Origin of the sequence: Mariluticola halotolerans, assembly GCF_021611515.1 — a bacterium.
Lineage (GTDB): Bacteria > Pseudomonadota > Alphaproteobacteria > Rhizobiales > Devosiaceae > Mariluticola > Mariluticola halotolerans.
On record NZ_CP090960.1, the window covers coordinates 1299059 to 1319361 of the forward strand.

18 protein-coding genes and 3 tRNA genes are annotated in these 20303 nt (G+C 56.9%); 10 read left to right on the forward strand and 11 right to left on the reverse strand.

The genetic code is table 11. From position 1 onward, the window contains the following. Positions 1 to 23: 23 nt before the first annotated feature. The 8 genes from L1P08_RS06240 to L1P08_RS06275 all read right to left on the reverse strand — a co-directional run bounded on the left by L1P08_RS06240 (position 24) and on the right by L1P08_RS06275 (position 8689). Positions 24 to 1157, reverse strand: a complete 1134-nt coding sequence (locus L1P08_RS06240) for a Gfo/Idh/MocA family protein (RefSeq protein ID WP_303619139.1) — start codon at positions 1155 to 1157, stop codon at positions 24 to 26. 122 nt (positions 1158 to 1279) lie between these two features. Further along, positions 1280 to 2335, reverse strand: a complete 1056-nt coding sequence (locus tag L1P08_RS06245; protein ID WP_303619140.1) for a sugar phosphate isomerase/epimerase family protein — start codon at positions 2333 to 2335, stop codon at positions 1280 to 1282. Positions 2336 to 2449: 114 nt separating this feature from the next. Further along, positions 2450 to 3592: a Gfo/Idh/MocA family protein gene (locus L1P08_RS06250; protein ID WP_303619141.1), complete on the reverse strand. Its 1143-nt coding sequence runs from the start codon at positions 3590 to 3592 to the stop codon at positions 2450 to 2452. A gap of 2 nt (positions 3593 to 3594) precedes the next feature. Further along, on the reverse strand, positions 3595 to 4344 hold the full coding sequence (locus tag L1P08_RS06255) for a sugar phosphate isomerase/epimerase family protein (RefSeq protein WP_303619142.1): 750 nt from the start codon (positions 4342 to 4344) through the stop codon (positions 3595 to 3597). A 78-nt stretch (positions 4345 to 4422) separates the two neighbouring features. Then, the gene (locus L1P08_RS06260) at positions 4423 to 5511 is read right to left on the reverse strand and encodes an ABC transporter ATP-binding protein (protein WP_303619143.1); all 1089 of its coding nucleotides are present in this window, start codon (positions 5509 to 5511) and stop codon (positions 4423 to 4425) included. A 5-nt stretch (positions 5512 to 5516) separates the two neighbouring features. Beyond that, positions 5517 to 6419, reverse strand: coding sequence for a carbohydrate ABC transporter permease (locus L1P08_RS06265; RefSeq protein WP_303619144.1), 903 nt, complete (start codon positions 6417 to 6419; stop codon positions 5517 to 5519). Beyond that, positions 6412 to 7308 carry a carbohydrate ABC transporter permease gene (locus tag L1P08_RS06270; RefSeq protein ID WP_303619145.1) on the reverse strand — a complete coding sequence of 299 codons (897 nt, stop codon included), beginning with the start codon at positions 7306 to 7308 and terminating at the stop codon, positions 6412 to 6414. The genes L1P08_RS06265 and L1P08_RS06270 overlap by 8 nt, the downstream gene beginning before the upstream one ends. 151 nt (positions 7309 to 7459) lie before the next feature. Then, positions 7460 to 8689 (reverse strand): ABC transporter substrate-binding protein, encoded by a 1230-nt coding sequence (locus tag L1P08_RS06275; RefSeq protein WP_303619146.1) that lies wholly within the window; start codon positions 8687 to 8689, stop codon positions 7460 to 7462. A gap of 232 nt (positions 8690 to 8921) precedes the next feature. Between L1P08_RS06275 and L1P08_RS06280 the strand changes: the two genes are divergently transcribed. The 5 genes from L1P08_RS06280 to L1P08_RS06300 all read left to right on the forward strand — a co-directional run bounded on the left by L1P08_RS06280 (position 8922) and on the right by L1P08_RS06300 (position 14604). After that, positions 8922 to 9995, forward strand: a complete 1074-nt coding sequence (locus tag L1P08_RS06280; protein ID WP_303619147.1) for a LacI family DNA-binding transcriptional regulator — start codon at positions 8922 to 8924, stop codon at positions 9993 to 9995. Positions 9996 to 10060: 65 nt separating this feature from the next. Beyond that, positions 10061 to 10137 (forward strand) — tRNA-Arg (locus L1P08_RS06285). A gap of 864 nt (positions 10138 to 11001) precedes the next feature. Then, positions 11002 to 12828: an acyltransferase family protein gene (locus L1P08_RS06290; protein WP_303619148.1), complete on the forward strand. Its 1827-nt coding sequence runs from the start codon at positions 11002 to 11004 to the stop codon at positions 12826 to 12828. A gap of 346 nt (positions 12829 to 13174) precedes the next feature. Further along, complete coding sequence (locus tag L1P08_RS06295) at positions 13175 to 13528, forward strand: MmcQ/YjbR family DNA-binding protein (protein ID WP_303619149.1); 354 nt, start codon at positions 13175 to 13177, stop codon at positions 13526 to 13528. 98 nt (positions 13529 to 13626) lie between these two features. Beyond that, positions 13627 to 14604, forward strand: a complete 978-nt coding sequence (locus tag L1P08_RS06300; RefSeq protein ID WP_303619150.1) for an aldo/keto reductase — start codon at positions 13627 to 13629, stop codon at positions 14602 to 14604. Between the two features lie 15 nt (positions 14605 to 14619). On the opposite strand, the gene L1P08_RS06305 is transcribed toward L1P08_RS06300, so the two are convergent. Together L1P08_RS06305 and L1P08_RS06310 are read right to left on the reverse strand one after the other, a co-directional pair. Next, positions 14620 to 15063, reverse strand: coding sequence for a DUF192 domain-containing protein (locus L1P08_RS06305; RefSeq protein WP_303619151.1), 444 nt, complete (start codon positions 15061 to 15063; stop codon positions 14620 to 14622). Positions 15064 to 15116: 53 nt separating this feature from the next. Further along, complete coding sequence (locus L1P08_RS06310) at positions 15117 to 15737, reverse strand: cold-shock protein (RefSeq protein ID WP_303619152.1); 621 nt, start codon at positions 15735 to 15737, stop codon at positions 15117 to 15119. A 221-nt stretch (positions 15738 to 15958) separates the two neighbouring features. Between L1P08_RS06310 and L1P08_RS06315 the strand changes: the two genes are divergently transcribed. From L1P08_RS06315 to L1P08_RS06335, 5 genes are all read left to right on the forward strand, one after another. Next, entirely contained in the window at positions 15959 to 16375 is a 417-nt protein-coding gene (locus tag L1P08_RS06315; protein WP_303619153.1) for a VOC family protein, read from the forward strand. A gap of 164 nt (positions 16376 to 16539) precedes the next feature. Next, positions 16540 to 17004, forward strand: coding sequence for a YcbK family protein (locus L1P08_RS06320; protein WP_303619154.1), 465 nt, complete (start codon positions 16540 to 16542; stop codon positions 17002 to 17004). Between the two features lie 118 nt (positions 17005 to 17122). Continuing rightward, positions 17123 to 17198 (forward strand) — tRNA-Glu (locus tag L1P08_RS06325). Between the two features lie 40 nt (positions 17199 to 17238). Then, positions 17239 to 17313, forward strand: a tRNA-Glu gene (locus tag L1P08_RS06330). Between the two features lie 592 nt (positions 17314 to 17905). Then, a complete protein-coding gene (locus tag L1P08_RS06335; RefSeq protein ID WP_303619155.1) occupies positions 17906 to 19159 on the forward strand; it encodes a class II D-tagatose-bisphosphate aldolase non-catalytic subunit in 1254 nt (417 codons plus the stop codon). On the opposite strand, the gene L1P08_RS06340 is transcribed toward L1P08_RS06335, so the two are convergent. Next, on the reverse strand, positions 19156 to 20244 hold the full coding sequence (locus L1P08_RS06340; RefSeq protein WP_303619156.1) for a substrate-binding domain-containing protein: 1089 nt from the start codon (positions 20242 to 20244) through the stop codon (positions 19156 to 19158). The genes L1P08_RS06335 and L1P08_RS06340 overlap by 4 nt on opposite strands. Positions 20245 to 20303: the final 59 nt, after the last annotated feature.

Genomic DNA, 20303 nt, shown 5'->3' on the forward strand with positions numbered 1-20303 from the left:
CATTTTTGCTTGCCGGATTATCTCTAAACGTCAGACAAACGGGTCCATTTGCTGTCGTTCTGGCTCGAGTGCACAGCGGCGACGATGAACTGCATGCCCTCGACACCATCGGCCAGCGTGGGCAGAAGCGCATTGTCCTTGCCCGACCGGATGACCTCGGCGAAATCGGCATAAAGCGTGGCAAAAGCTTCGAGATAGCCTTCGGGATGACCGGCGGGAATGCGGACCGCTGCCCCCTCGCCGCCTGAGATTGCCCCGCCACGGGTTAAAAGCTGTTTGGGCTGGCCAAATTCGGTGAACCACATTTTGTTCGGTTCATCCTGACGCCATTCAAGACCACCCTTTTCGCCATAAACGCGCAACAGCAAACCATTCTCGTTGCCGACTGCCACCTGTGACGCCCAGAGCATGCCGCGTGCGCCACCTTCGAAGCGGAGCATGATATTGACATTGTCATCGACCTGACGGCCCGGGACAAAGGTTGAGAGATCAGCGCAGATGGCCTCGGTTTGCAGACCGGTGACGAAACGGGCGAGATTATAGGCATGGGTGCCAATATCGCCGATGCAGCCGCCAATGCCGGACTTTTCCGGATCGGTGCGCCAGTCGGCCTGCTTGTTATGCACTTCTTCGGCCAGCCAGTCTTGTGGATATTCGGCCTGGACCAGACGCAGTTTGCCCAGCTTGCCGCTGGCGACCATATCGCGGGCCTGCCGCATCAACGGATAGCCGGTATAGTTGTGCGTCAGCAGGAATTTCGCACCGTTTTTGGGCTTGATACCCGCAAGTTCGCGGGCGTCTTCGAGCTTTGAGGCAAGCGGCTTGTCGCAAATGACATGAATGCCCGCTTCCAGAAAAGCCCTGGCCGCGCCGACGTGGACGTGGTTGGGCGTGACAATCGCCACCGCCTCAATGCCATCTTCCCGGACGGATTCAGCGGCCGCCATATCTGCATAGCTGGTGTAGGAACGATCCTCGGCGAGGCCAAGATTTTTACCGGATTCCTTTGCCGTGGCCGGATTGGACGACAAAGCGCCTGCTACCAGTTCATAATCGCCATCAATGCGGGCCGCGATGCGGTGGACATAACCGATAAAGCTGCCTGTGCCGCCGCCCACCATGCCGAGGCGGATACGCCTTGCGCCTGTTTCTGCCATGGGATTTCTCCTCGAAGTTATAGTTGAAGCCAATCTTTTGAGTAGCTCAAAAGATTGGCTATAAGTCTTTGAAATGTCTCGTTTCCGAACCCTAAAAGCGGGCCTTTTATTCCGGAAATACCCTAGCCCAGACCGAGCATTTTACGGTTTGCCGCCTTGTCGCTGCCGCCATCGGCGAAATCATCGAAGGCTTTTTCTGTCACGCGGATGATGTGATCAGCAATGAACTGTGCCCCTTCACGCGCGCCGTCTTCTGGGTGCTTCAGGCAGCATTCCCATTCCAGTACGGCCCAGCCATCGAAATCATTGGCGGCCATTTTGGAGAAAATGCCGGCGAAATCAACCTGACCATCGCCAAGCGAGCGGAAGCGCCCGGCGCGGTCTACCCAGGACTGGAAGCCGCCATAAACGCCCTGCCGCCCTGTGGGATTGAACTCGGCATCCTTGACGTGGAACATTTTGATCCGGTCTTTGTAGATGTCGATAAAGTCAAGATAATCAAGGCATTGCAGCACGAAGTGGCTGGGATCATAGAGGATGTTGGCACGGGTGTGATTATTGACGCGCTCGAGGAACATCTCATAGCTGACCCCGTCATGCAGGTCTTCGCCGGGGTGAATTTCGTAGCAGACATCGATGCCCAGTTCGTCGAACTGGTTGAGAATCGGCGTCCAGCGACGGGCCAGTTCATCAAAAGCTTCTTCAACCAGGCCTGCGGGGCGCTGGGGCCAGGGATAGATATAGGGCCAGGCAAGCGCGCCGGAGAAGGTGGCGTGCTCGGTGATACCGAGATGTTTTGAGGCCTTGCCCGCCTTGAGCACCTGATCCACGGCCCAGGCCTGACGGGCCTTGGGATTATTGCGCACTTCGGGCGCTGCAAAGCCATCGAAAGCAATGTCATAGGCAGGATGTACGGCGACGAGCTGACCCTGCAAATGGGTCGACAATTCGGTGATCTCAATGCCGTGGCTTTTGGCGGTGCCGGCGAGTTCGTCGCAATAATCTTTGGAGGATGCGGCCTTATCCAGATCAATCAGGCGCGCGTCCCATGTGGGAATTTGTACGCCCTTGTAGCCAAGGCCTGCGGCCCATTTGCAAATGGCGTCGAACGAATTGAAGGGTGCCTCGTCTCCGGCAAATTGCGCAAGGAACAGTGCCGGACCTTTGATCGTCTTCATTTTCTAGTCTCCCAAGCGCCCTGTTTGACGAATGCATGCCCGCCAGCGCCTTGTTTTTTTGTTCGGGGATTGCGGGCCGAACAACCGCCCCGCAATATCGTGTTATTGTATCCGTTACTTCATCAAGGCCCGTGCCGCTGCCGGATCAAGCGCTGCGGGACGTTCGCAAGTGGTGGTGAGGGTCATCACCTGCCCGGTTTCACCGGCCTTGAGCAAAGACGTCATCACATCAACCGCATGCAAAGCAACATCGAGCCCGCACCGCGCCGGGCGGCCGGCATCAACTGCGGCGATCATGTCCGCCAAACCTGCCGTGCGATAATTGGCACGGGGAACGTCCTTGTCCAGATCCTGATTGGCGACGCCAAAAGGATGATCCCAGGGGGTGACCTTTTGCTTGGTGCCAGCAATATCGGTGATGGTCAGGTCGCCGCCGAAGAAGTTCGGATCGGGTACATAGATGCTGCCCTCGGTGCCGTATAGTTCGATATTGTTATGGCCATGGCTGGCCACGTCCCAGCTGGTGCCGATGGTGACAATCGCACCATTGTGGAACTCCAGCACACCGTGAATGGTGGTGGGCGTGCCCACCTTGATCATGGTGCCCTTGAGGGGCGAATCCGGGGTGGTGATTTCACGCTCGGCGCGGGCCATGTTGGTAAAGGCCGTGACACGTTTTACCGGACCGATCAGGTGGATCAGATCGGTGACATAGTATGGACCAATATCGAGAATTGGGCCGGCGCCAACCTGAAAGAAGAAATCCGGGTTGGGATGCCAATGCTCCATGCCTCGGCTCATGACGTGGGTGGTGCCGGACATGATGGTGCCCAGCTTGCCGCTGTCGATGATATCCCGCGCCTGCTGATGCGCGCCGCCAAGGAAGGTGTCGGGCGCGCTGCCCACGGCGACGTTGTTCGTCTCCGCTGCCTTTTTCAGCGCTTCACCCTCTTCAAGGCTGAGCACGAAAGGCTTTTCGGAATAGGAGTGTTTGCCCGCCGAGACGATATCCATCGAGACCTGATAATGGGCTGCGGGAACCGTGAGATTGACGATAACATCAATCTCCGAGTTCTTGAGCAGCTCGTCAGGCGTTTGGGCGGCGACATTAAATTCGTCGGCGCGCTTTTGGGCAGCGGCCGGCATAATATCGGCCACCGCACGCACCTCGAGCCCTTTGAACAGAGGCGCGAGACGCAGATAGGCCGCGGAGATATTGCCGGCACCAAGGATGCCGACACCATAGGTTTTACTCATATTCAGGCTCCGAGCTTTTTGAGCGCGTCAATCGACCGGCTGGCAAAACGGCTGACATCCGAGGGATTGTCATGCTCCATGACGAAATACTGGCATTTCGTTTTGGCGCGGACGCCATCGAGAATGGCCTGCCAGTCCATGGTGCCATGGCCAACGTCTGCCCAACCGTCTTCATCAACGCATTCGCCTGCCGGCGCGATATCCTTGACGTGAATGGCGGGAACACGATCGGCGTAACGATCGATCCATGTCAGCGGATCGTGCCCGCCCTTTACGACCCATGCCACATCGCATTCCCACTGAATGTCGCTGGCGGTGTCGAGCAGGATCTCCATGGGGAGCTTGCCGGACGCTGTCGGTTTGAACTCGAAATCGTGGTTATGCCAGCCGAAGCCGAAGCCAGCCTTTTTGTAGGTCTCGCCGAGGGTGGCCAGTTTTTCGGCCAGCTTGACCCAGTCGGCCTCGTCCTGGCTGCGCTGTTCGGGGGGAATGGCCGGGCAGAACAGGGTTTTGATGCCAAGGATTTCGGCGGTTTTCATGGCGGTCGCGGTGTCCTCAAGCATATCGAGCCCGAAATGACCGGTGGGCATGCTCAGGCCATTCGCTTTCAAGGCGTTGGCGAGGCTGGCGGCGTCAGCATAGAGGCCGCCAAAGCCTTCAACCTGATTGTATCCCAACCGCGCAAGATTGGAGAGTGTGTCGGTCAGCGGCGGAAAATTGCGCGCGCTATAAAGTTGGAACGAGATGTCCATTGTTCTCAGCCTTGTTTGGTGCCCTGCGGCACATATTCAATTCAGGGGGAATGCCCCTCACTCTTTGGACGGCGGCCGCTAGATGCGGTCGCCGGTCGTCTCGTCAAAAATCGATCCGCGGCCGGGATCAAAGCCGATCTTGATTTTCTGACCCGGCTTGAGATCAACCTCTGAATCGCAACGGAAGGTGACCGCCGTGCCGCCAATGCGTGTCCAGGCCAGGGTATCGGAACCAGTGGGCTCGACAATTTCGACCTCGACATCAAGGGTCACCGGCATGGCAGTGGCAGCCTCCTCGATGAACACATGCTCGGGACGGACACCGAGCACGACACGCTGACCAGCACCTTCTGTCTTTTTCTCGAATTTGTAACCGTCGACAGCAATCGTATCGCCGCCGGTAACCACAACGGGGCTGCTGCCCCCTTCGAGCGTGCCGTGGAGGAAGTTCATCGACGGAGAGCCGATGAAGCCTGCCACATAGAGATTGACCGGCTTGTTGTAGATCATGTGCGGTGTATCAAGCTGCTGGATGATACCGCCCTTCATGATCGCGATCCGGTCTGCCAGGGTCATGGCTTCCACCTGATCATGGGTCACATAGATCATGGTGTTCTTCAAACGCTGATGCAGACGCTTGATTTCCACACGCAGATCGGAGCGCAGCTTGGCGTCGAGATTGGACAGCGGTTCATCAAAGAGGAACACATCCACATCCCGCACCAGGGCACGGCCGATGGCCACACGCTGGCGCTGACCACCCGAGAGGGCTGCCGGTTTGCGTTCGAGCAAGGGCTCGATCTGCAGGATTTCAGCCGCACGGGCCACCCGCTTCTCGATTTCGTCCTTGGGCAGACGCTGGTTCTTGAGGCCGAAGGACAGATTGCCCTTCACCGTCATTTGCGGATAGAGCGCGTAGGACTGGAACACCATGCCGATGCCGCGATCCTTGGGCTCTTCCCAGGTGACGTTTTTGCCGGAGATATGGATCTGGCCGCCGGTGACATCGAGGAGGCCCGCGATACAGTTCAGCAAGGTGGACTTGCCGCAGCCCGAGGGGCCGAGCAGGACGATGAATTCACCATCATCCACATCGAGGGACATATTTTTCAAGACCTCGACGGCACCAAAATTCAGATCAAGGTTCTGGACGGAAACACTGGTCATGTCGATTAGCCTTTTACTGCGCCAGCGGCGATGCCACGGACAAAGAGTTTGCCGGAGATGAAGTAGACCGTCAGTGGCACCAGCCCTGTGAGGATGGTTGCTGCCATGTTGACGTTGTATTCCTTCACACCCTGGACGGAGTTCACGATGTTATTGAGCTGGACGGTCATCGGGTAATTATCCGGTTTGGTGTAGATCACACCGAACAGGAAGTCGTTCCAGATGCCGGTCACCTGCAGAATGACGGCGACCACGAAAATGGGCAGGGACATGGGGAGCATGATCTTGAAATAGATCCCCCAGAACCCGGCGCCGTCGACGCGGGCTGCCTTGAACAACTCCTCGGGCATTGACGAGAAATAGTTGCGGAACAGCAGGGTCAGGATCGGCATGCCGAAGACTGTGTGCACGAGCACCAGACCTTCCAGCTTGGTGTAAAGACCCATTTCGCGCAGGATGATAACGATCGGATAGATCATGACCTGATAGGGAATGAAGGCCCCGAAAATCAGGATGGTGAAGAAGACATCAGCACCTTTGAACTTCCAGTTTGCCAAGGCATAGCCATTGACCGATGCGATAATGATCGAGAGGAAGACCGAGGGGATGAGAATCTTGAACGAGTTGAAAAAGCCGCGGCTGAGGCCATCGCAATTCAACCCGGTGCACGCGCCGGACCAGGCCTTGACCCAGGGCTCGAAGGTAATCTCGAGCGGGGGCGCAAAGATATTGCCCAGACGGATTTCAGGCATGCCCTTCAGCGAGGTGACAATCATCACGTAAAGCGGCAGCAGATAGTAAAGCGAGATAACGATCAGGCTGCCATAGATGATGATGTTGCGGCGCGACAGGCGCGGCTTGGGTTTTGGCCCATGTGGGCCCTCGAATGTCATGGCGGTATCAGACATTTTTTCTCTTGCCTCCAAATTCGAGGTAGGCCCACGGAATGAGCACGATCAGGACCGACAACAACATGACGGTGGAGCCGGCGAAGCCCTGCCCCAGGTTTTGCGCCTGGAACATGTAGTCGTAGACATATTTTGCGGGGACTTCGGACGCGATGCCGGGGCCGCCCTGTGTGAGGGCCACAACCAGATCGTAAAGGCGGACAATGCCCGAGGCGATGATGACCAGTGTTGTGATGAACACAGGCCGCATCATCGGAATGACGATGAGCAGGTAAGTCTTCCACATGGGAATGCCGTCAACGCGGGCGGCCTTCCAGATATCCTCGTCAATGCCCCGGAGACCGGCGAGCATGAGGCACATGACAAGGCCGGTGCCCTGCCACAGACCGGCGATCAGCAAACCATAGATCACCAGATCCGAGGTGTAGAGCGGATCGAAGACGAAATTGGTCCAGCCCATGTCGCGGACGATTTTCTGGATGCCGAATTCGGGATTGAGCACCCATTGCCAAACCAGACCGGTGACGATGAAGCTGAGCGCGAAGGGATACAGCAGGATGGTGCGGAAGGTATTCTCGAAGCGGATTTTCTGGTCCAGCAAAGCGGCCAGAACGAACCCGATAACCAAAGAGAGAACGACCGAGGCAATACCGTAGATGAACAGGTTCTCGATGGAAACGAGCCAGCGGCGCGTGCTCCATAACCGTTCATACTGGTCAAAGCCGACAAAGTTCAGCCGCGGCAGCAGCTTGGAATTGGTGAATGAATAAACGATCGTCCAGATGGTACAACCGAGGAAAATCCCCAGCGCTGTGACGACCATTGGAATTGCCGCTATTTTCGCCGGCAGGTTCCGGAATATCTGCGGTGGACGCGATGCTTGCGCCATTGCCAGTCTCCTTTGGACAAAATTGGTCTGAATGGAGAGGCGGGGCCGCTATTGGGGCAGTGCCCTGGGCCACAAGCCTCTCCGGGTCAGATGACCGCTTCTGCCGACCGGATAGCCAGCCGGCAGGAGCGGTGCATGGTGTCGCTAGAGACTAGTCAGCACTTGCGATGATATCAGCATAGGCTGCCTGCGCGTCGGCCGGCGTGATGCTGGTATCGTTCCAGAACTCAACCATCAGACCTTCGATCTGGGTTGAGGTATCCGGGGACAGGAGCTGGTTGCCCGAGGGCATGACATTGCCGTCACCCAAGATGGCAAGGCCTTTCTTCATGCAGTCGTTTGCCGCTGCAAGATCAACGTCCTTACGGATGGGCAGCGAACCTTTTTTGAGGTTAAAGGCGAGCTGGGTTTCCTTGGAGAACATGACGGACGCCAGCTGCTTCTGGGCCGCTTCCTTTTCAGGATCGTCGAGCTTGGGGAAGTAGAACGCATCGCCATCTGTGGAGATGATCTCGTTCACACCCAGACCCGGCAGACAGGTGTAGTCTTCGCCGGCAACCTGGCCTGCGATCTGGAATTCACCCTGAGCCCAGTCACCCATGATCTGGCCGCCAGCCTGGGCGGTGATCACCATGTTGGTGGCCTGGTTCCAATCCTGCACGTTCGAGCCGGCCGACATTTCGCGGGCCTTGCCGAATGCTTCGAAAACCTTGGCATATTCCGGACCGCCAGCGACTTCGGCATCCTTGTCGCGATTGACAGCGAGCCATGTGTCGAGACCGGCAATGGCAACTGCCATCACGCCGAAGGCACCCGAGGACTGCCAGGGCTGCTGGCCCATGGCGAGCGGGATCTTGCCGGCTTCTTCAAGCGCGGGCGCAGCCGCAACAAACTCGTCCCAATTGGTGGGAACGGGCACGCCTGCATCTTCATATGCCTTGTTGCTCAGCCACAGCCACTGCCAGGAGTGGATGTTCACCGGCACGCAGTAGACGCGGCCATCGATGGTGCACGAATCCAGCATGCCCGGTGCGGCCATAGCTTCACGCCAGCCTTCAGCTTCAGCCACATCGGTGAGGTCGAGCATCAGGCCTGCCTCCACAAGCTCCTCTGCCTGACGACCGTGGTTGAACTGGGTAGCCGCCATCGGATCGCCGCCGAGAATGCGGCTGATCATGACAGGACGGGCTGTGCCGCCGCCGCCAGCAATGGCGCCATCGACCCAGGTGTTGCCTGTGGCGTCAAACGCCTTGGCAAGTTCTGCAACAGCCGCAGCCTCGCCACCCGATGTCCACCAATGGGTGACTTCGAGTTCGACAGCCGAAACAGCCGTACTGCTCAACAGCATCGCCGCTACAGCGGCAACCATAGTATTCTTCATAAGGTAGTCCTCCCAACGTTCACTTGGAGCCTGTTGCTCCCGCGAAGATAGCTCCACCCTGCCCGGCTTAATGCGCCGGGAATAGCGAGTGAAACCAACTTGTAATCGATTACAGAACAACTCCTCCGCTGCCCTCACAATCGATCATGCAATCTCAGACACTTCTTGCCGATGTGTCAAGATCGATTTACACAAGGACAATAAACTTGACCAAGAGGAATGTATCCGCGCGATGTCAGAGACAGTAAAAACGCCGACCATTCAAGATGTTGCGCGCCACGCCTCTGTTTCAACAGCAACTGTCAGCCGCGCCCTGAGCAACCCTGAACGGGTCTCTGAGGAGATGCGCGAAAAGGTGAGCCTGGCGGTTGAAGCCACCGGATATACCCTGAACCAGGCCGCGCGCTCATTGCGCATGCGGAACACCAAGACGATTTTGGTGGCGCTGCCCAATGTGTCGAACCCGTTCTTTTCGCCCATACTCGGGGCGATTGAAAAAGAGGCCACCGCGCAAGGCTACAGCGTTCTGGTTGCCAATTGCACACCCGATGAGGAAAGCAAGCAGCGTCTGCGCGACTACTTGCGCTCGAACCGCGCGGACGGGCTGTTATTGTTTGATGGCTCGATACCGCTGCAGCACCTTGAAGGGTTGTTTCAAGATCCCAAACACCCCCCTATCGTTGTGGCCTGCGAGGTCATTCCCAACAGTCCCTACAGCACGGTGAAAACCAATAATGTGGAAGCCGCCGAGCAGGCGACGCAATATCTTATCGATATAGGGCATACCCGAATTGCCCATGTGGCAGGTCCGGCTGACAATATTCTGGGTGAGGAACGCGAACGCGGCTTTCGTCAAGCCATGGCCGGCGCACGGCTGAAAGTGTGGCCGGATTATGTGATCGAGGGCGGCTTCACCATTGATGGTGGCGTGCGGGCCGCGCGGCTTCTCATGTCGCAGGATGCGCCGCCGACGGCCGTGTTTTGTGCCAGTGACGTGACGGCGATCGGGTTTTTGTCGCAAGCCCAGGAAATGGGCTTCCGGTGCCCGAAAGAAATCTCGGTGGTGGGATTTGACGATATTGAGCTGGCCGCGCATTTTTCGCCGCCACTCACGACCGTACACCAACCGACCGAAGACCTCGGGCGCCTTGCCGCCGAAGCGCTTCTGGACATGCTGGAGCGCAACGCCGCGCGCCGCAGCCCCGCACGGGTGATGTTGCATTCGGAACTGGTCATTCGCGGCAGCGCCGCCCCACCCCGCCGCTCCGAACAAACCGTGGCTGCCAACCTGCGGGGCATAACCTAAAAATCAGCGGAATAGCGCCCGCCATGCCCTGACAAACGCCACCGGGTAGGCTAAAGGCAAGATATGGCCCCGTAGCTCAGCTGGATAGAGCAATAGCCTTCTAAGCTAAAGGTCGCAGGTTCGAGTCCTGCCGGGGTCACCAACAACCACTTAGATCAATAACTGACTGGCGGCCCACCCTTCGCTTTGTCGGCCATTCAGCACCGGTGCGGTTTCCTACCTTTTAAAGCTGCTATCATTCGCCCCGGCATTGCCGCGACCGATGCCCTCGCCTCAGCCCACTTGCGCGCCAACATAGCAGGCCCGGCCACAGTCGCATTTGCCAAAAACTTACAAACAAATCACGAACTACCTGACAGCGTTATTTGTATTTATACGATCTAAATAGAATAGCACTTTATATGTATAATAAAAATCCGCACTGACACGCTTATCAACTGAATGCCGCATGAATTATGTTATATTTTTTGGCGGCGATGAAGGTGCATGCATAGTTGCGGAGGACCGCTTATGTTACCAACGCCTAAGCCAGCAGACCCTGAGACTACCCCCGGCGAACCAAAGCCAGAACCGTTGTTCCCCGACGGCGAGGGACCGGGCATATTTGAAGATCTTTAGAGCAGAACACTGCCCGTGAACTTGCGCAGGACTGCTTCTGAAGCGATATGCACCGTATTGGCAGCGGTCAACAATGCGGATCGCTCGAAGCCGGGCAAAGCGAGTTGACGATATGGTGACTGGGCTCAGTCGGTGAACCAGCATTTACCGCAGCCTTGCACTGGCCTATGGGCTACCACGGATGTTAATTCCGTATTTGCGTCTCTGCCACAATCATGTTTACCAAAATCGACAGACCATGCGCGACCCCACCTCAGTGTCCTATGGCCGGATGCCTTGCTGCATGCCTGTGTTTGGCTGTTTGTCCTTTGGACAATAAAAACCCTGCCTTGCCGGGCGGGGTGAACAAATCTAGGTTCAGGCGTTTGCTGCCGAGGGTATTGAATATATGTCAGTTGCGCATAGCGGTCGCTTCCGCCCGGATATAGAGGGCTTGCGCGGCCTCGCCGTTCTTGCGGTATTGGCATTTCATTTTCAGGTGCCCGGCTTCACCGGCGGCTTTGTCGGCGTCGATGTGTTTTTCGTCATCAGCGGTTTCGTGGTCACGTCAATGATTGCCGCGAAACTGGACGCCGGCGCCTTCACATTCAGTGACTTTTACGCCCGCCGCGCCAAACGCATCCTGCCAGCGTTGTTCACCACAATCGCCGCAACCCTTGTTCTCGGTGTTTTGCTGCTCAACACCACGCACCTTTCGTCACTGGCCGCCTCTGCCCTGGCATCGGCATCAGGTGTTCCAAACATCTTCTTTTGGCGCACCAGCGGATATTTTTCGCTTGATGCAGAATATATTCCCCTACTCCACCTCTGGAGCATCGGCGTTGAACTGCAATTCTATCTGCTATGGCCGCTCGTTATTTGCGCAATTCACACGCGCAAACCGGCCATCTGGATTGCCTCTATTTGCGTTGCGTCATTCATGGCCGGGTGGTTGCTGGATGGGCGGCAAAGTCTGGTCTTCTACAATACGCCATTTCGCATATTCGAGTTTGCTGCCGGTGCCCTGCTCATCTACCTGCCAAAATGGCGCGGTGGCAGATCAAACATCCTGTTTGCAATGGCGCTCGCCGCGCTAACGTTCACCGTCCTGCGCATTGGCACTGACGCCAGGTTCCCCAGCCAATCCGGTTTGCTGCCAACAGCTGCCGCAGCCTCGCTGATCTATTCCGGGCAGTCCGGCATCGGCCTCATGACCCTCGCCAATCGCCCAATTCGCTTTCTGGGGCGGATATCTTACAGCCTATACCTCACCCACTGGCCAATTGTAGTTTTCTGGCTCTATGCGATCTATCGCCCCCCCACTGTGCTGGACTGGGTGTTAATCGCATCCGCTTCAGTTTGTGCAGCAACAGTGTTGCACTTCACTATCGAGAACCCGCTTCGCAGGTCACGAAAGCATATCATCAGAACGGCCTTGCCGGCCCCTGTTCTGGCTTTGGCGGCGGTAGCCATTATGGTTTTTGGCGGGTTTCCCCAACGGATAAGCGACGATATATTTTCAAACGCGACGGGCGGCTATGAGGGCTGCCCATACCCGCAATGCGCCCATCCGGACAGCAGCAACGATATCCAGCTTGTCGTCATTGGCGACAGCCACGCCCGCCATCTATATGCAGGGCTAATCAGCTATAGCGAAACGCATGACCTTGGGTTTGCAATTCTCCATTACGACCCGTGGTGCAGCCCGGTGACAGGGCAGCAAGAGGACCGCGATTATGATTGCGCCAGCCGCCTTGCAGGTCAAAGCGCTTTCATAAGCGAAATCGGGCCAGAAAAGGCCCTGCTTGCACCACGATGGGCTGGACGGAAAGAGGTTGAAGGCCAAGCCGCGGCCAGCCGGTTGCACGAACTGACAAACCTTGATCACGACTCAATCGGCATCGTGTTGAATGTGCCGGAATGGTTCCAGAACCGCCAGCCAGCGGGGTGCGCCATTCCAGAGTTGATCATTGAAAGCGCCGCGCGGTGCGCGACTATCTCGCGGGCAGACCCGTTCTATGTTGAGCGCGAAGCGATAAATGCGCGCCTCGCCGCCAGTTACGAATGGGGTTTGGTCACTGACCCGTTTAAAGCGCTATGCACAGCAACAGAGTGCGCACAGATTTCAGATGGCAACCCGATTTACTCTGACGGTCATCATCTAACGGCAACCGGGTCAACCATCCTAATGAACGAAACCCGGGATGAACTGGCTAATTGGTTACTAGACAAATAGTCTTTGCTAAATCACATCGAGCGAACACCAACCGTGCAACACTGCTCTTACACGGAAGTGTACAATATTGCCGCCAGTCACCAATGCCGCCACTGGTCATGCCGTGTGGTGATGCCAGACTAGATGGCAACTGAACAGACCGGGGCAGATACACACAAGGCTGATCGCTCGAAGCCGGGCAAAGCAGGCCTGATGATCAGGCGACTGGGCTCAATCGGTGAACAATCATCCCCGAGACCTTGCTTTTTCCGCCCTGCACCCTAACGCTAAATTATTACGAGTACGGTATGTTAAGCCCTGGTTTGGGACCCTGCCGGGGTCACCAAATCTGGTATGCGGATGGCAGATGGACATTGAGGACCTTACAGCGTTGATACTTACGCTTCCGGATGCGCGGCGGTCGAGCAATGCTGACTCGCCGGATTTCCGTGTGGGCGGCAAGATATTTGCCACCCTGCCCTCATCCCAATACATGGTGCTGAAGCTGTCGTTGGAACAGCAGGACATGGTGATTGCCTCTGACCCGCAGATTTTTTCGGTTGTGCCGGATGGCTGGGGTGCGCGGGGCTGGACCAATGCGGCAATTGAGCCCCTCGACGAAGCGTCTGCCTTGTCGGCGCTGATCATGGCCTGGGGCAATGCGGCGCCCAAGCTGCCCAGCGCACGTGCCGGAGCGAACACGGCCGCGGCGCGGCACTAGTTCTTATACATTATGCGCGTCACGGCCCGGGGTTTGCGTGCGGAAACCGCGCAGCCTATGGTGCGGGGCAACTATTATGCATCCTTTGGAGAAATGCGATGAAACTGCGACGACTGGGCAAGACGGATTATCAGGTATCGGAGATCGGGCTCGGTTGCTGGCAGATGGGCGGTGATTTCGGCGCGATGGGCGATGAGACCGCAACGGCCATTCTGGACCGGGCGGTTGAGCTGGGGGTCAGCTTCTGGGACACGGCGGATGTTTATGGCGGCGGGCTAAGCGAGCAGCGGATCGGGGCCTATCTGCCGCAAACATCGGGCCAGTTGGTCGCGACCAAAGTGGGGCGCGGCGCGGGGCTTTATCCGGACGGATACAGCCTTGCAGCGGTGCGGGCCAGCCTTGAGGGATCCGCCAAACGGCTGGGCGTGGAAACGCTGGATCTGGCGCAATTGCATTGCGTGCCGACCGAGGTGTTACGTGATGGTGCCATTTTTCAATGGATGGACGCCTTGCAGCGCGACGGGCTGGTGCGGCATTGGGGCGCCAGTGTCGAGACGATTGAGGAAGCGCTGATCTGTCTGGAACAACCCGGACTTGCGACACTGCAGATCATTTTCAATATTTTCCGGCAGGATGCTGTGACACGTTTGCTGGATCGCGCGGCGGCGGCTGATGTGGGCATAATCGTGCGGCTGCCACTGGCGAGCGGGCTTTTGTCGGGCAAATTCGGCAAGGACCACCGCTTTGCCCCAAGTGATCACCGCAATTACAATCGTGATGGCAAGGCGTTCTCGGTGGGCGAGACGTTTGGTGGCATTCCGTTTGAAAAAGGCGTCGAACTGACCGGTCAATTGCAGAACATGGTGCCCGAGGGCTGGCCGATGTCGCATTTGGCGCTGCGCTGGATTCTGGATCATCCTGCCGTGTCGACAATCATTGCCGGGGTCAGTCGCCCCGACCAGCTGAGCGACAATGTTGCGGCCAGCGCACGGTCATCACTGCCGGACGCGTTGATGGCACAATTGGCAGATTTTTATACCGGTCAGGTGCGGCCAGAGGTGCGCGGGGCAATCTAGCCCCCGCAAACCCGCCTATTCCGTAACCCGCGCATGCTCGAGCCGGTCGCCCGGCTCGAGACCAATTTCAGCGGCCCGCCCGCCGGGAATTTCAAGCACAAACTGTACCGGCCCATCTGAGGGGATGGACGTTGGATCGTGCGGTCTGGCGTAAGCATGGATATTGCGCACTGTGCCATCAGCGGCAATGAAGATCATGTCGAGCGAAATAAAGGTGTTGCGCATCCAGAAGGCCACCGGGCGTTCTTCGCGGAAATCGAACAGCATGCCCGCATCCGGCGCAAGTTCCTGACGGAACATCAGCCCTTTGGCGCGTGTCTCATTGTTATCGACAACTTCCACCTTGAACTTGTGCGCGCCGGTTGCCGTATGCAGAACGGCACTATCCTCCTGACTGCACGCGGCGACAGGCAGGAACAGCAGCAGAACAAGGACAAGTTTCAGGAAAATATTACGCATCAACACCTCTGCGGGCCACATTCGTCAACCGCATTGGCGTGCCGACAGACCGACTAATGCGAGGACGGCGCGTCGCCCCAACCCTCGGGGCGAATTTCGGCAACCATGAGACCTTTGGGACCATCGCCATAACGCGCCAGAACGAACTGGCCAGGGCGCAACTCGGTCAGGCCAAAGCGCCGCAAGGTCTCCATATGCACGAAAATGTCGGGATGCCCTTCCCCCGCAGACAAAAAGCCAAAGCCGCGCACGCGGTTGAACCATTTCACTTCCAGACGTTCCAGCTTGCTGGAAGGTTCCACGACCACATGGGTGCGGGGCGCCGGCATTTGCGCGGGGTGGCGGGCTGTCGATTCATCCATGGAGAGGATGCGGAAGGCCTGCATGCCGCCGGGACGGGCTAGCGCCTCGCAAACAACGCGTGCCCCTTCATAGGCTGTCTGATAGCCGTCGCGGCGCAGGCAAGTGACATGCAGCAGCACATCAGGCGCGCCATCATCAGGCACGATGAAACCAAAGCCTTTGGCCACATCAAACCATTTGATGGCACCACTGACCTCGATCACATCCAGATCGCTGTCTGGTGTGGGCGTGGACGTTTCAGCAGACCGGGACGCGCTGTCTATAGCGTTCGTTGCCGGCTCCTCGCCGTCCAGAGTATATTTGGCCCCCATATCGCAACGCCTCTTCACACACTGCCCCGCCCGCTTCGCGAGGTATACGCTTACACAGAAGTGCAGTTTGGCCGATTCACAACAAAAAGTTAAGGAGTCGTTTCAAATTTGTTTGTGGGTAACTTTCACGCGCCCCAAAGATTGCCACCATTGCGGGGTTTGCCGTGATCTTGCTAAGGGTGAACGATAATACCAAATACCGCCAAACAGGAGAATTCCCCATGAAATATTTGCACACAATGGTACGCGTGACCGATGTCGATGCGAGCCTGAAATTTTATTGCGAAGGTCTGGGGCTTGAAGAGGTCAAGCGGATTGAAAATGAAAAGGGCCGTTTCACGCTTATTTTCCTGCGGGCACCGGGGGATGAAGGTGGCGAAGTGGAGCTGACCTATAACTGGGACCCTGAAGAATATAGCGGTGGGCGCAATTTCGGCCACCTCGCCTACCGGGTGAAAGACATCTATGCGCTGTGCCAGCATTTGTCGGATATGGGCGTTGTGATCAACCGTCCGCCGCGCGACGGGCATATGGCGTTTGTGCGCTCACCGGACGGTATTTCTGTTGAACTGATCCAGGATGGTGATTTGCCGCCGCAAGAGCCTTGGGCCTCGATGCCCAATACCGGCTCCTGGTAATTTTTTCGCCGGCCCCACACCCCGGGAAACCGGCAAAATCTGATGGTTAAGGTTTAATTTACCTTGCTGGTTAGCGGGCGGTTAGCAGCCGCCCGTTAATTTTATGGAAATCAAAAGCCGCAAGGCCCCTCGCCCGCAGATGTTCGGGGCCGGGATGGATATCCATGAAACCTGTTCTTGCCATTATCGTTTGTCTTGCCCTGCTGAGTGGTTGTGCACCACTGGCCCTGTTTGCCAATGGCTGGGGCAACGAATACAGCCCCTATAAATCCAACCTTGGCGTCTATGTCGCCAGCGACAGCGTCAACACGCTTTGCCTGTCACCGGCACTCAGGCTGGTCATCTGGAATTTTGAAGGGTTTTTCGGCAAGAAGGTGGTGATGAATTCCGGCTATCGCACGCCCTGGCACAATTATGCAGTGGGCGGGGCCGATGGCAGCTTGCACAAAAAATGCATGGCGGCGGATTTCTTTATTCCCGGCGTTTCCAAAAACAAGCTGATTGCCTATGCCATGCGTGATGGCATAGTGGGCGGGCTTGGCTGTTATCCGGGCAAAAAATTCATCCATGTGGATGTGCGCCAGCGGCCGCGTGGCCACAAGGGACCGGTCACCTTCAACGGCTGTTAGGGACATGCGAATGGCACAATCGCAGAAATTCCAGATTTTTTCTGAAATCATCGCCTGAGGGGGAAATTCACTCTTGCACTCAGCCGGTAACCACCCTATACGGACGTCCGTGCAATATGCACCCATCGTCTAGTGGTCTAGGACGCTGCCCTTTCACGGCGGAAACACGGGTTCGAGTCCCGTTGGGTGTACCATTTCCCAATCGAAATGCTACAAGCACTGACTATCTGGCGCGCGCCCATCGTCTAGCGGTCAGGACACCGCCCTCTCACGGCGGGAACAGGGGTTCGATTCCCCTTGGGCGTACCAGCACTAGATATATAACCAATTGGTTTCCCACAGTATTTACCGAACACTAGCTGTCACCGGCCATTTACGCTCGATATTTGTGTAACAAATTGGCCTGTGGGATGGGGCGCCCCAAAGAATCCAAGCCACACACACGCGACGTGATATGGCACTTGATACGCCGCGTTCCCGGGGAATTCGCTGAGCTTTATCGGCGTGTCCTTGTGCCTATTTCAATAAATATTACCGTGTTCGTCGCGCTGCAGCGCTTTCAAAAATGCAGGTGCCAATCCTGCCCTCATGCGGCCATGACGCTGCCGGTGCGGCATCAAGCTCCTTGCAGGTTGAAAACCGGTAGCGGGCGCAGAAAGCGTCGCGCTCGAAGCGCAGGCCATGCCGAATCCAGCATCGACCCGGTGGCAATTGAGTTCCGCCTGCATCCGTGACCTGGCGATTGACCAGCAAGACGGCCGCCGGCTCGATGCTCATATCGTACCGGCACCCCGGCAATACCGATTTCAAGAAGGTGCCATCTCCATCAACGCGGGTTAACCAGCCTATTGTTTTAGTCGGCTTTTCGAGCTACTAAATCGATGTAGCAATGAGGTAATGCATGTCTGAAACCCTGCGAAGAATAGTACTAGGCAACCGCAATGGTCATATCACCAGCATCCCATCGGTCTGCTCCGCCCACCCGGATGTCCTGCGGGCATCGTTGCGGCTTGCCGAGGAACTCGACCGGGAAATCGTTGTCGAGTCGACCTCGAACCAGGTCAATCAGGATGGCGGCTATACGGGGATGAGACCCGCAGATTTTAAAGATCTGGTCTATGCCTCAGCAAACGCGGCGGGCGCCGATGCGGACCGCATTGTTCTTGGCGGTGACCATCTCGGACCTCAGGCATGGCGCAAGCAAGGCGCCGAGTTTGCGATGGCAAAAGCCCGCGAAATGGTTGCGGAATATGTGCAAGCGGGGTTTGGCAAAATTCATCTTGATTGCTCTGCAGGTTGTGGCGATGAGCCTGAGCAGCTTGCGGACGACGTGACGGCGGCGCGTTCTGCCGAACTGGCTGCTATCTGCCTTGAAAATTCGGCTGCAGGCGAAATGTCGTTCGTCATCGGAACAGAGGTGCCACCCCCGGGCGGCGCGCTTCTGAACGAAGACGGCGAGATTGTCGCCACCACTCCCCAAAGCGCCCGTACAACGCTTGAAGCGCACGAACTGGCGTTCAAGGCGCACGGCATTGAGGCTGCAATGCCCCTTGTTCAGGGCCTCGTCGTTCAACCAGGCCTTGAATTTTCGCCTATGCAGGTGCACCACCTGCCGCTGGATCGCGATCCTCATTTCAAGGATGTCGCGATGAGCTGGCCATGTCTATGCCTTGAAGCGCATTCAACCGATTACCAAAACCCGGAAGTTTTCCCGCGACTTGCACAACTCGGGTTCGCGTTTCAAAAAGTTGGCCCTGCACTCACTTTCGCGTGGCGCGAAGCGATCTACTCCCTGGATATGCTGCGATATCTCGCGGGCTGGGGAGAGCCTGTGGTCTTTCCGGCGATGGAAAAAATAATGGTCGCGGATTCAGGCTACTGGAAAGGCCATTATCGCGGGACTGAGGAAGAGTTACACATCCAGCGCCATTTCTCCTATGCGGATCGCATCCGGTACTACTGGCCGCAAGAAGGCGCTCAGAATGCCGTTCAATTTCTAATAGACGATCTGCAGACCCGGCATGCGCCCACGCCAATGCTAGCCCAGTTGTTCTCTGAGGAAATCATTGAGCGAGCCGACAGGATCCCGGCTCCCTGGCCGATCGCTATAGTGGAAGCCAAGGTACAGTCCGCTCTCGCCCCCTATTTTTTCTAAGCCGGCGCGCGAACCGTCTCTCCGGGTGTGGCGCGAATGTCCACTGGCACCCGAATGGTGGGGTTGTGACCCTTGCGGAAATCATCGAGCAACTGGAATCCTGCCGTGATCAGCCCCTCGACATCTTGCCGGGCAAACGTGATGTCCATGCGAAGACTTGCGGCAAACGGATCCCAGTCGAAGCATCCGATCACACTTTTGTCGAATTTACCGGCTGAGAGCTCGTTCCGCACCATCATCAGGCCCTCAAGCGCGGTAATACCGTTGGTGAAAATCGCCTGCGGCAAGTCGCCGTCGCGCTTTTCAATCAATCCCGTGATCTCGGCAGCTGTAGCGGACGGGCTATAGCCACAATAGTTGAATGCTTTGGCCGCCACACTAAAACCGAAAGATTTGAAGGCATCATGCACGCCCTGGGTACGTTCGCGCGTCGAGTTATCCGTCTCGTCGCCACCCACGAAAAAGAAGTCCGGCTCTTGCGATCGCCCTACCCTTTCAATCAAACGACGCGTCAGCTCCTGAGCTGCAGCCCTGTTGTCTGAAATCGCAGACGGTGCTTCAGAGCCTGGCAAATCTATATTGATTGACCTGACGCCGGCACTGTTGCAGAGCCGGTTGACCTGAACAGGATTGTTCACACCGGCAACAAACAAAAATTCGACCTGATGGGACACCAAAGTCTCCACGGCCTCTATTTCCGTCTTGGGGTCACGCTGGGTACTTACAACCACAGGACACAGACCACGTTCACGCGCTTGAATTTCAAATGCCTCGGCCAGGCCGGCGAAAAACCGGTTTCGATAGTGCGGCACGATCATGCCCGCCAGTCCGGACTTGGAGAGCCTTAGTCCCCTCGCCCTCAGGTTCACCGAGTAACCCAGCTCCTCAGCCTTGGCTAAAACCCGGTTCGCCGTGCTCTCGCTGATTCGATAATTGCGCCAGCTACCTCCCAGCACCAGACTAACTGTGGGCGCCGAAGTGCCCGCAGCGGTCGCTATGTCGTAAATCGTTGTTTTACGCGGCTCTTTGGACAATTGGCTAAACCCTTTCGCGATATCTCTTACATCAAAAATTGCAGCATTCACCAGCTAACAGCACTTCTTCCCGGAGTTTTCCTGGCTAAACGCGTAGCTAAATCCATTCA

What these genes read in the sequence shown, in the direction of transcription:
- L1P08_RS06300 (WP_303619150.1), top strand. Translation starts at nt 13,627, where the DNA reads ATGAAACTGCGACGACTGGGCAAGACGGATTATCAGGTATCGGAGATC.
- L1P08_RS06255 (WP_303619142.1), bottom strand. Translation starts at nt 4,344, where the DNA reads ATGGACATCTCGTTCCAACTTTATAGCGCGCGCAATTTTCCGCCGCTG.
- L1P08_RS06280 (WP_303619147.1), top strand. Translation starts at nt 8,922, where the DNA reads ATGTCAGAGACAGTAAAAACGCCGACCATTCAAGATGTTGCGCGCCAC.
- L1P08_RS06240 (WP_303619139.1), bottom strand. Translation starts at nt 1,157, where the DNA reads ATGGCAGAAACAGGCGCAAGGCGTATCCGCCTCGGCATGGTGGGCGGC.
- L1P08_RS06250 (WP_303619141.1), bottom strand. Translation starts at nt 3,592, where the DNA reads ATGAGTAAAACCTATGGTGTCGGCATCCTTGGTGCCGGCAATATCTCC.
- L1P08_RS06315 (WP_303619153.1), top strand. Translation starts at nt 15,959, where the DNA reads ATGAAATATTTGCACACAATGGTACGCGTGACCGATGTCGATGCGAGC.
- L1P08_RS06275 (WP_303619146.1), bottom strand. Translation starts at nt 8,689, where the DNA reads ATGAAGAATACTATGGTTGCCGCTGTAGCGGCGATGCTGTTGAGCAGT.
- L1P08_RS06265 (WP_303619144.1), bottom strand. Translation starts at nt 6,419, where the DNA reads ATGTCTGATACCGCCATGACATTCGAGGGCCCACATGGGCCAAAACCC.
- L1P08_RS06290 (WP_303619148.1), top strand. Translation starts at nt 11,002, where the DNA reads ATGTCAGTTGCGCATAGCGGTCGCTTCCGCCCGGATATAGAGGGCTTG.
- L1P08_RS06295 (WP_303619149.1), top strand. Translation starts at nt 13,175, where the DNA reads ATGGACATTGAGGACCTTACAGCGTTGATACTTACGCTTCCGGATGCG.
- L1P08_RS06310 (WP_303619152.1), bottom strand. Translation starts at nt 15,737, where the DNA reads ATGGGGGCCAAATATACTCTGGACGGCGAGGAGCCGGCAACGAACGCT.
- L1P08_RS06245 (WP_303619140.1), bottom strand. Translation starts at nt 2,335, where the DNA reads ATGAAGACGATCAAAGGTCCGGCACTGTTCCTTGCGCAATTTGCCGGA.
- L1P08_RS06305 (WP_303619151.1), bottom strand. Translation starts at nt 15,063, where the DNA reads ATGCGTAATATTTTCCTGAAACTTGTCCTTGTTCTGCTGCTGTTCCTG.
- L1P08_RS06260 (WP_303619143.1), bottom strand. Translation starts at nt 5,511, where the DNA reads ATGACCAGTGTTTCCGTCCAGAACCTTGATCTGAATTTTGGTGCCGTC.
- L1P08_RS06335 (WP_303619155.1), top strand. Translation starts at nt 17,906, where the DNA reads ATGTCTGAAACCCTGCGAAGAATAGTACTAGGCAACCGCAATGGTCAT.
- L1P08_RS06320 (WP_303619154.1), top strand. Translation starts at nt 16,540, where the DNA reads ATGAAACCTGTTCTTGCCATTATCGTTTGTCTTGCCCTGCTGAGTGGT.
- L1P08_RS06270 (WP_303619145.1), bottom strand. Translation starts at nt 7,308, where the DNA reads ATGGCGCAAGCATCGCGTCCACCGCAGATATTCCGGAACCTGCCGGCG.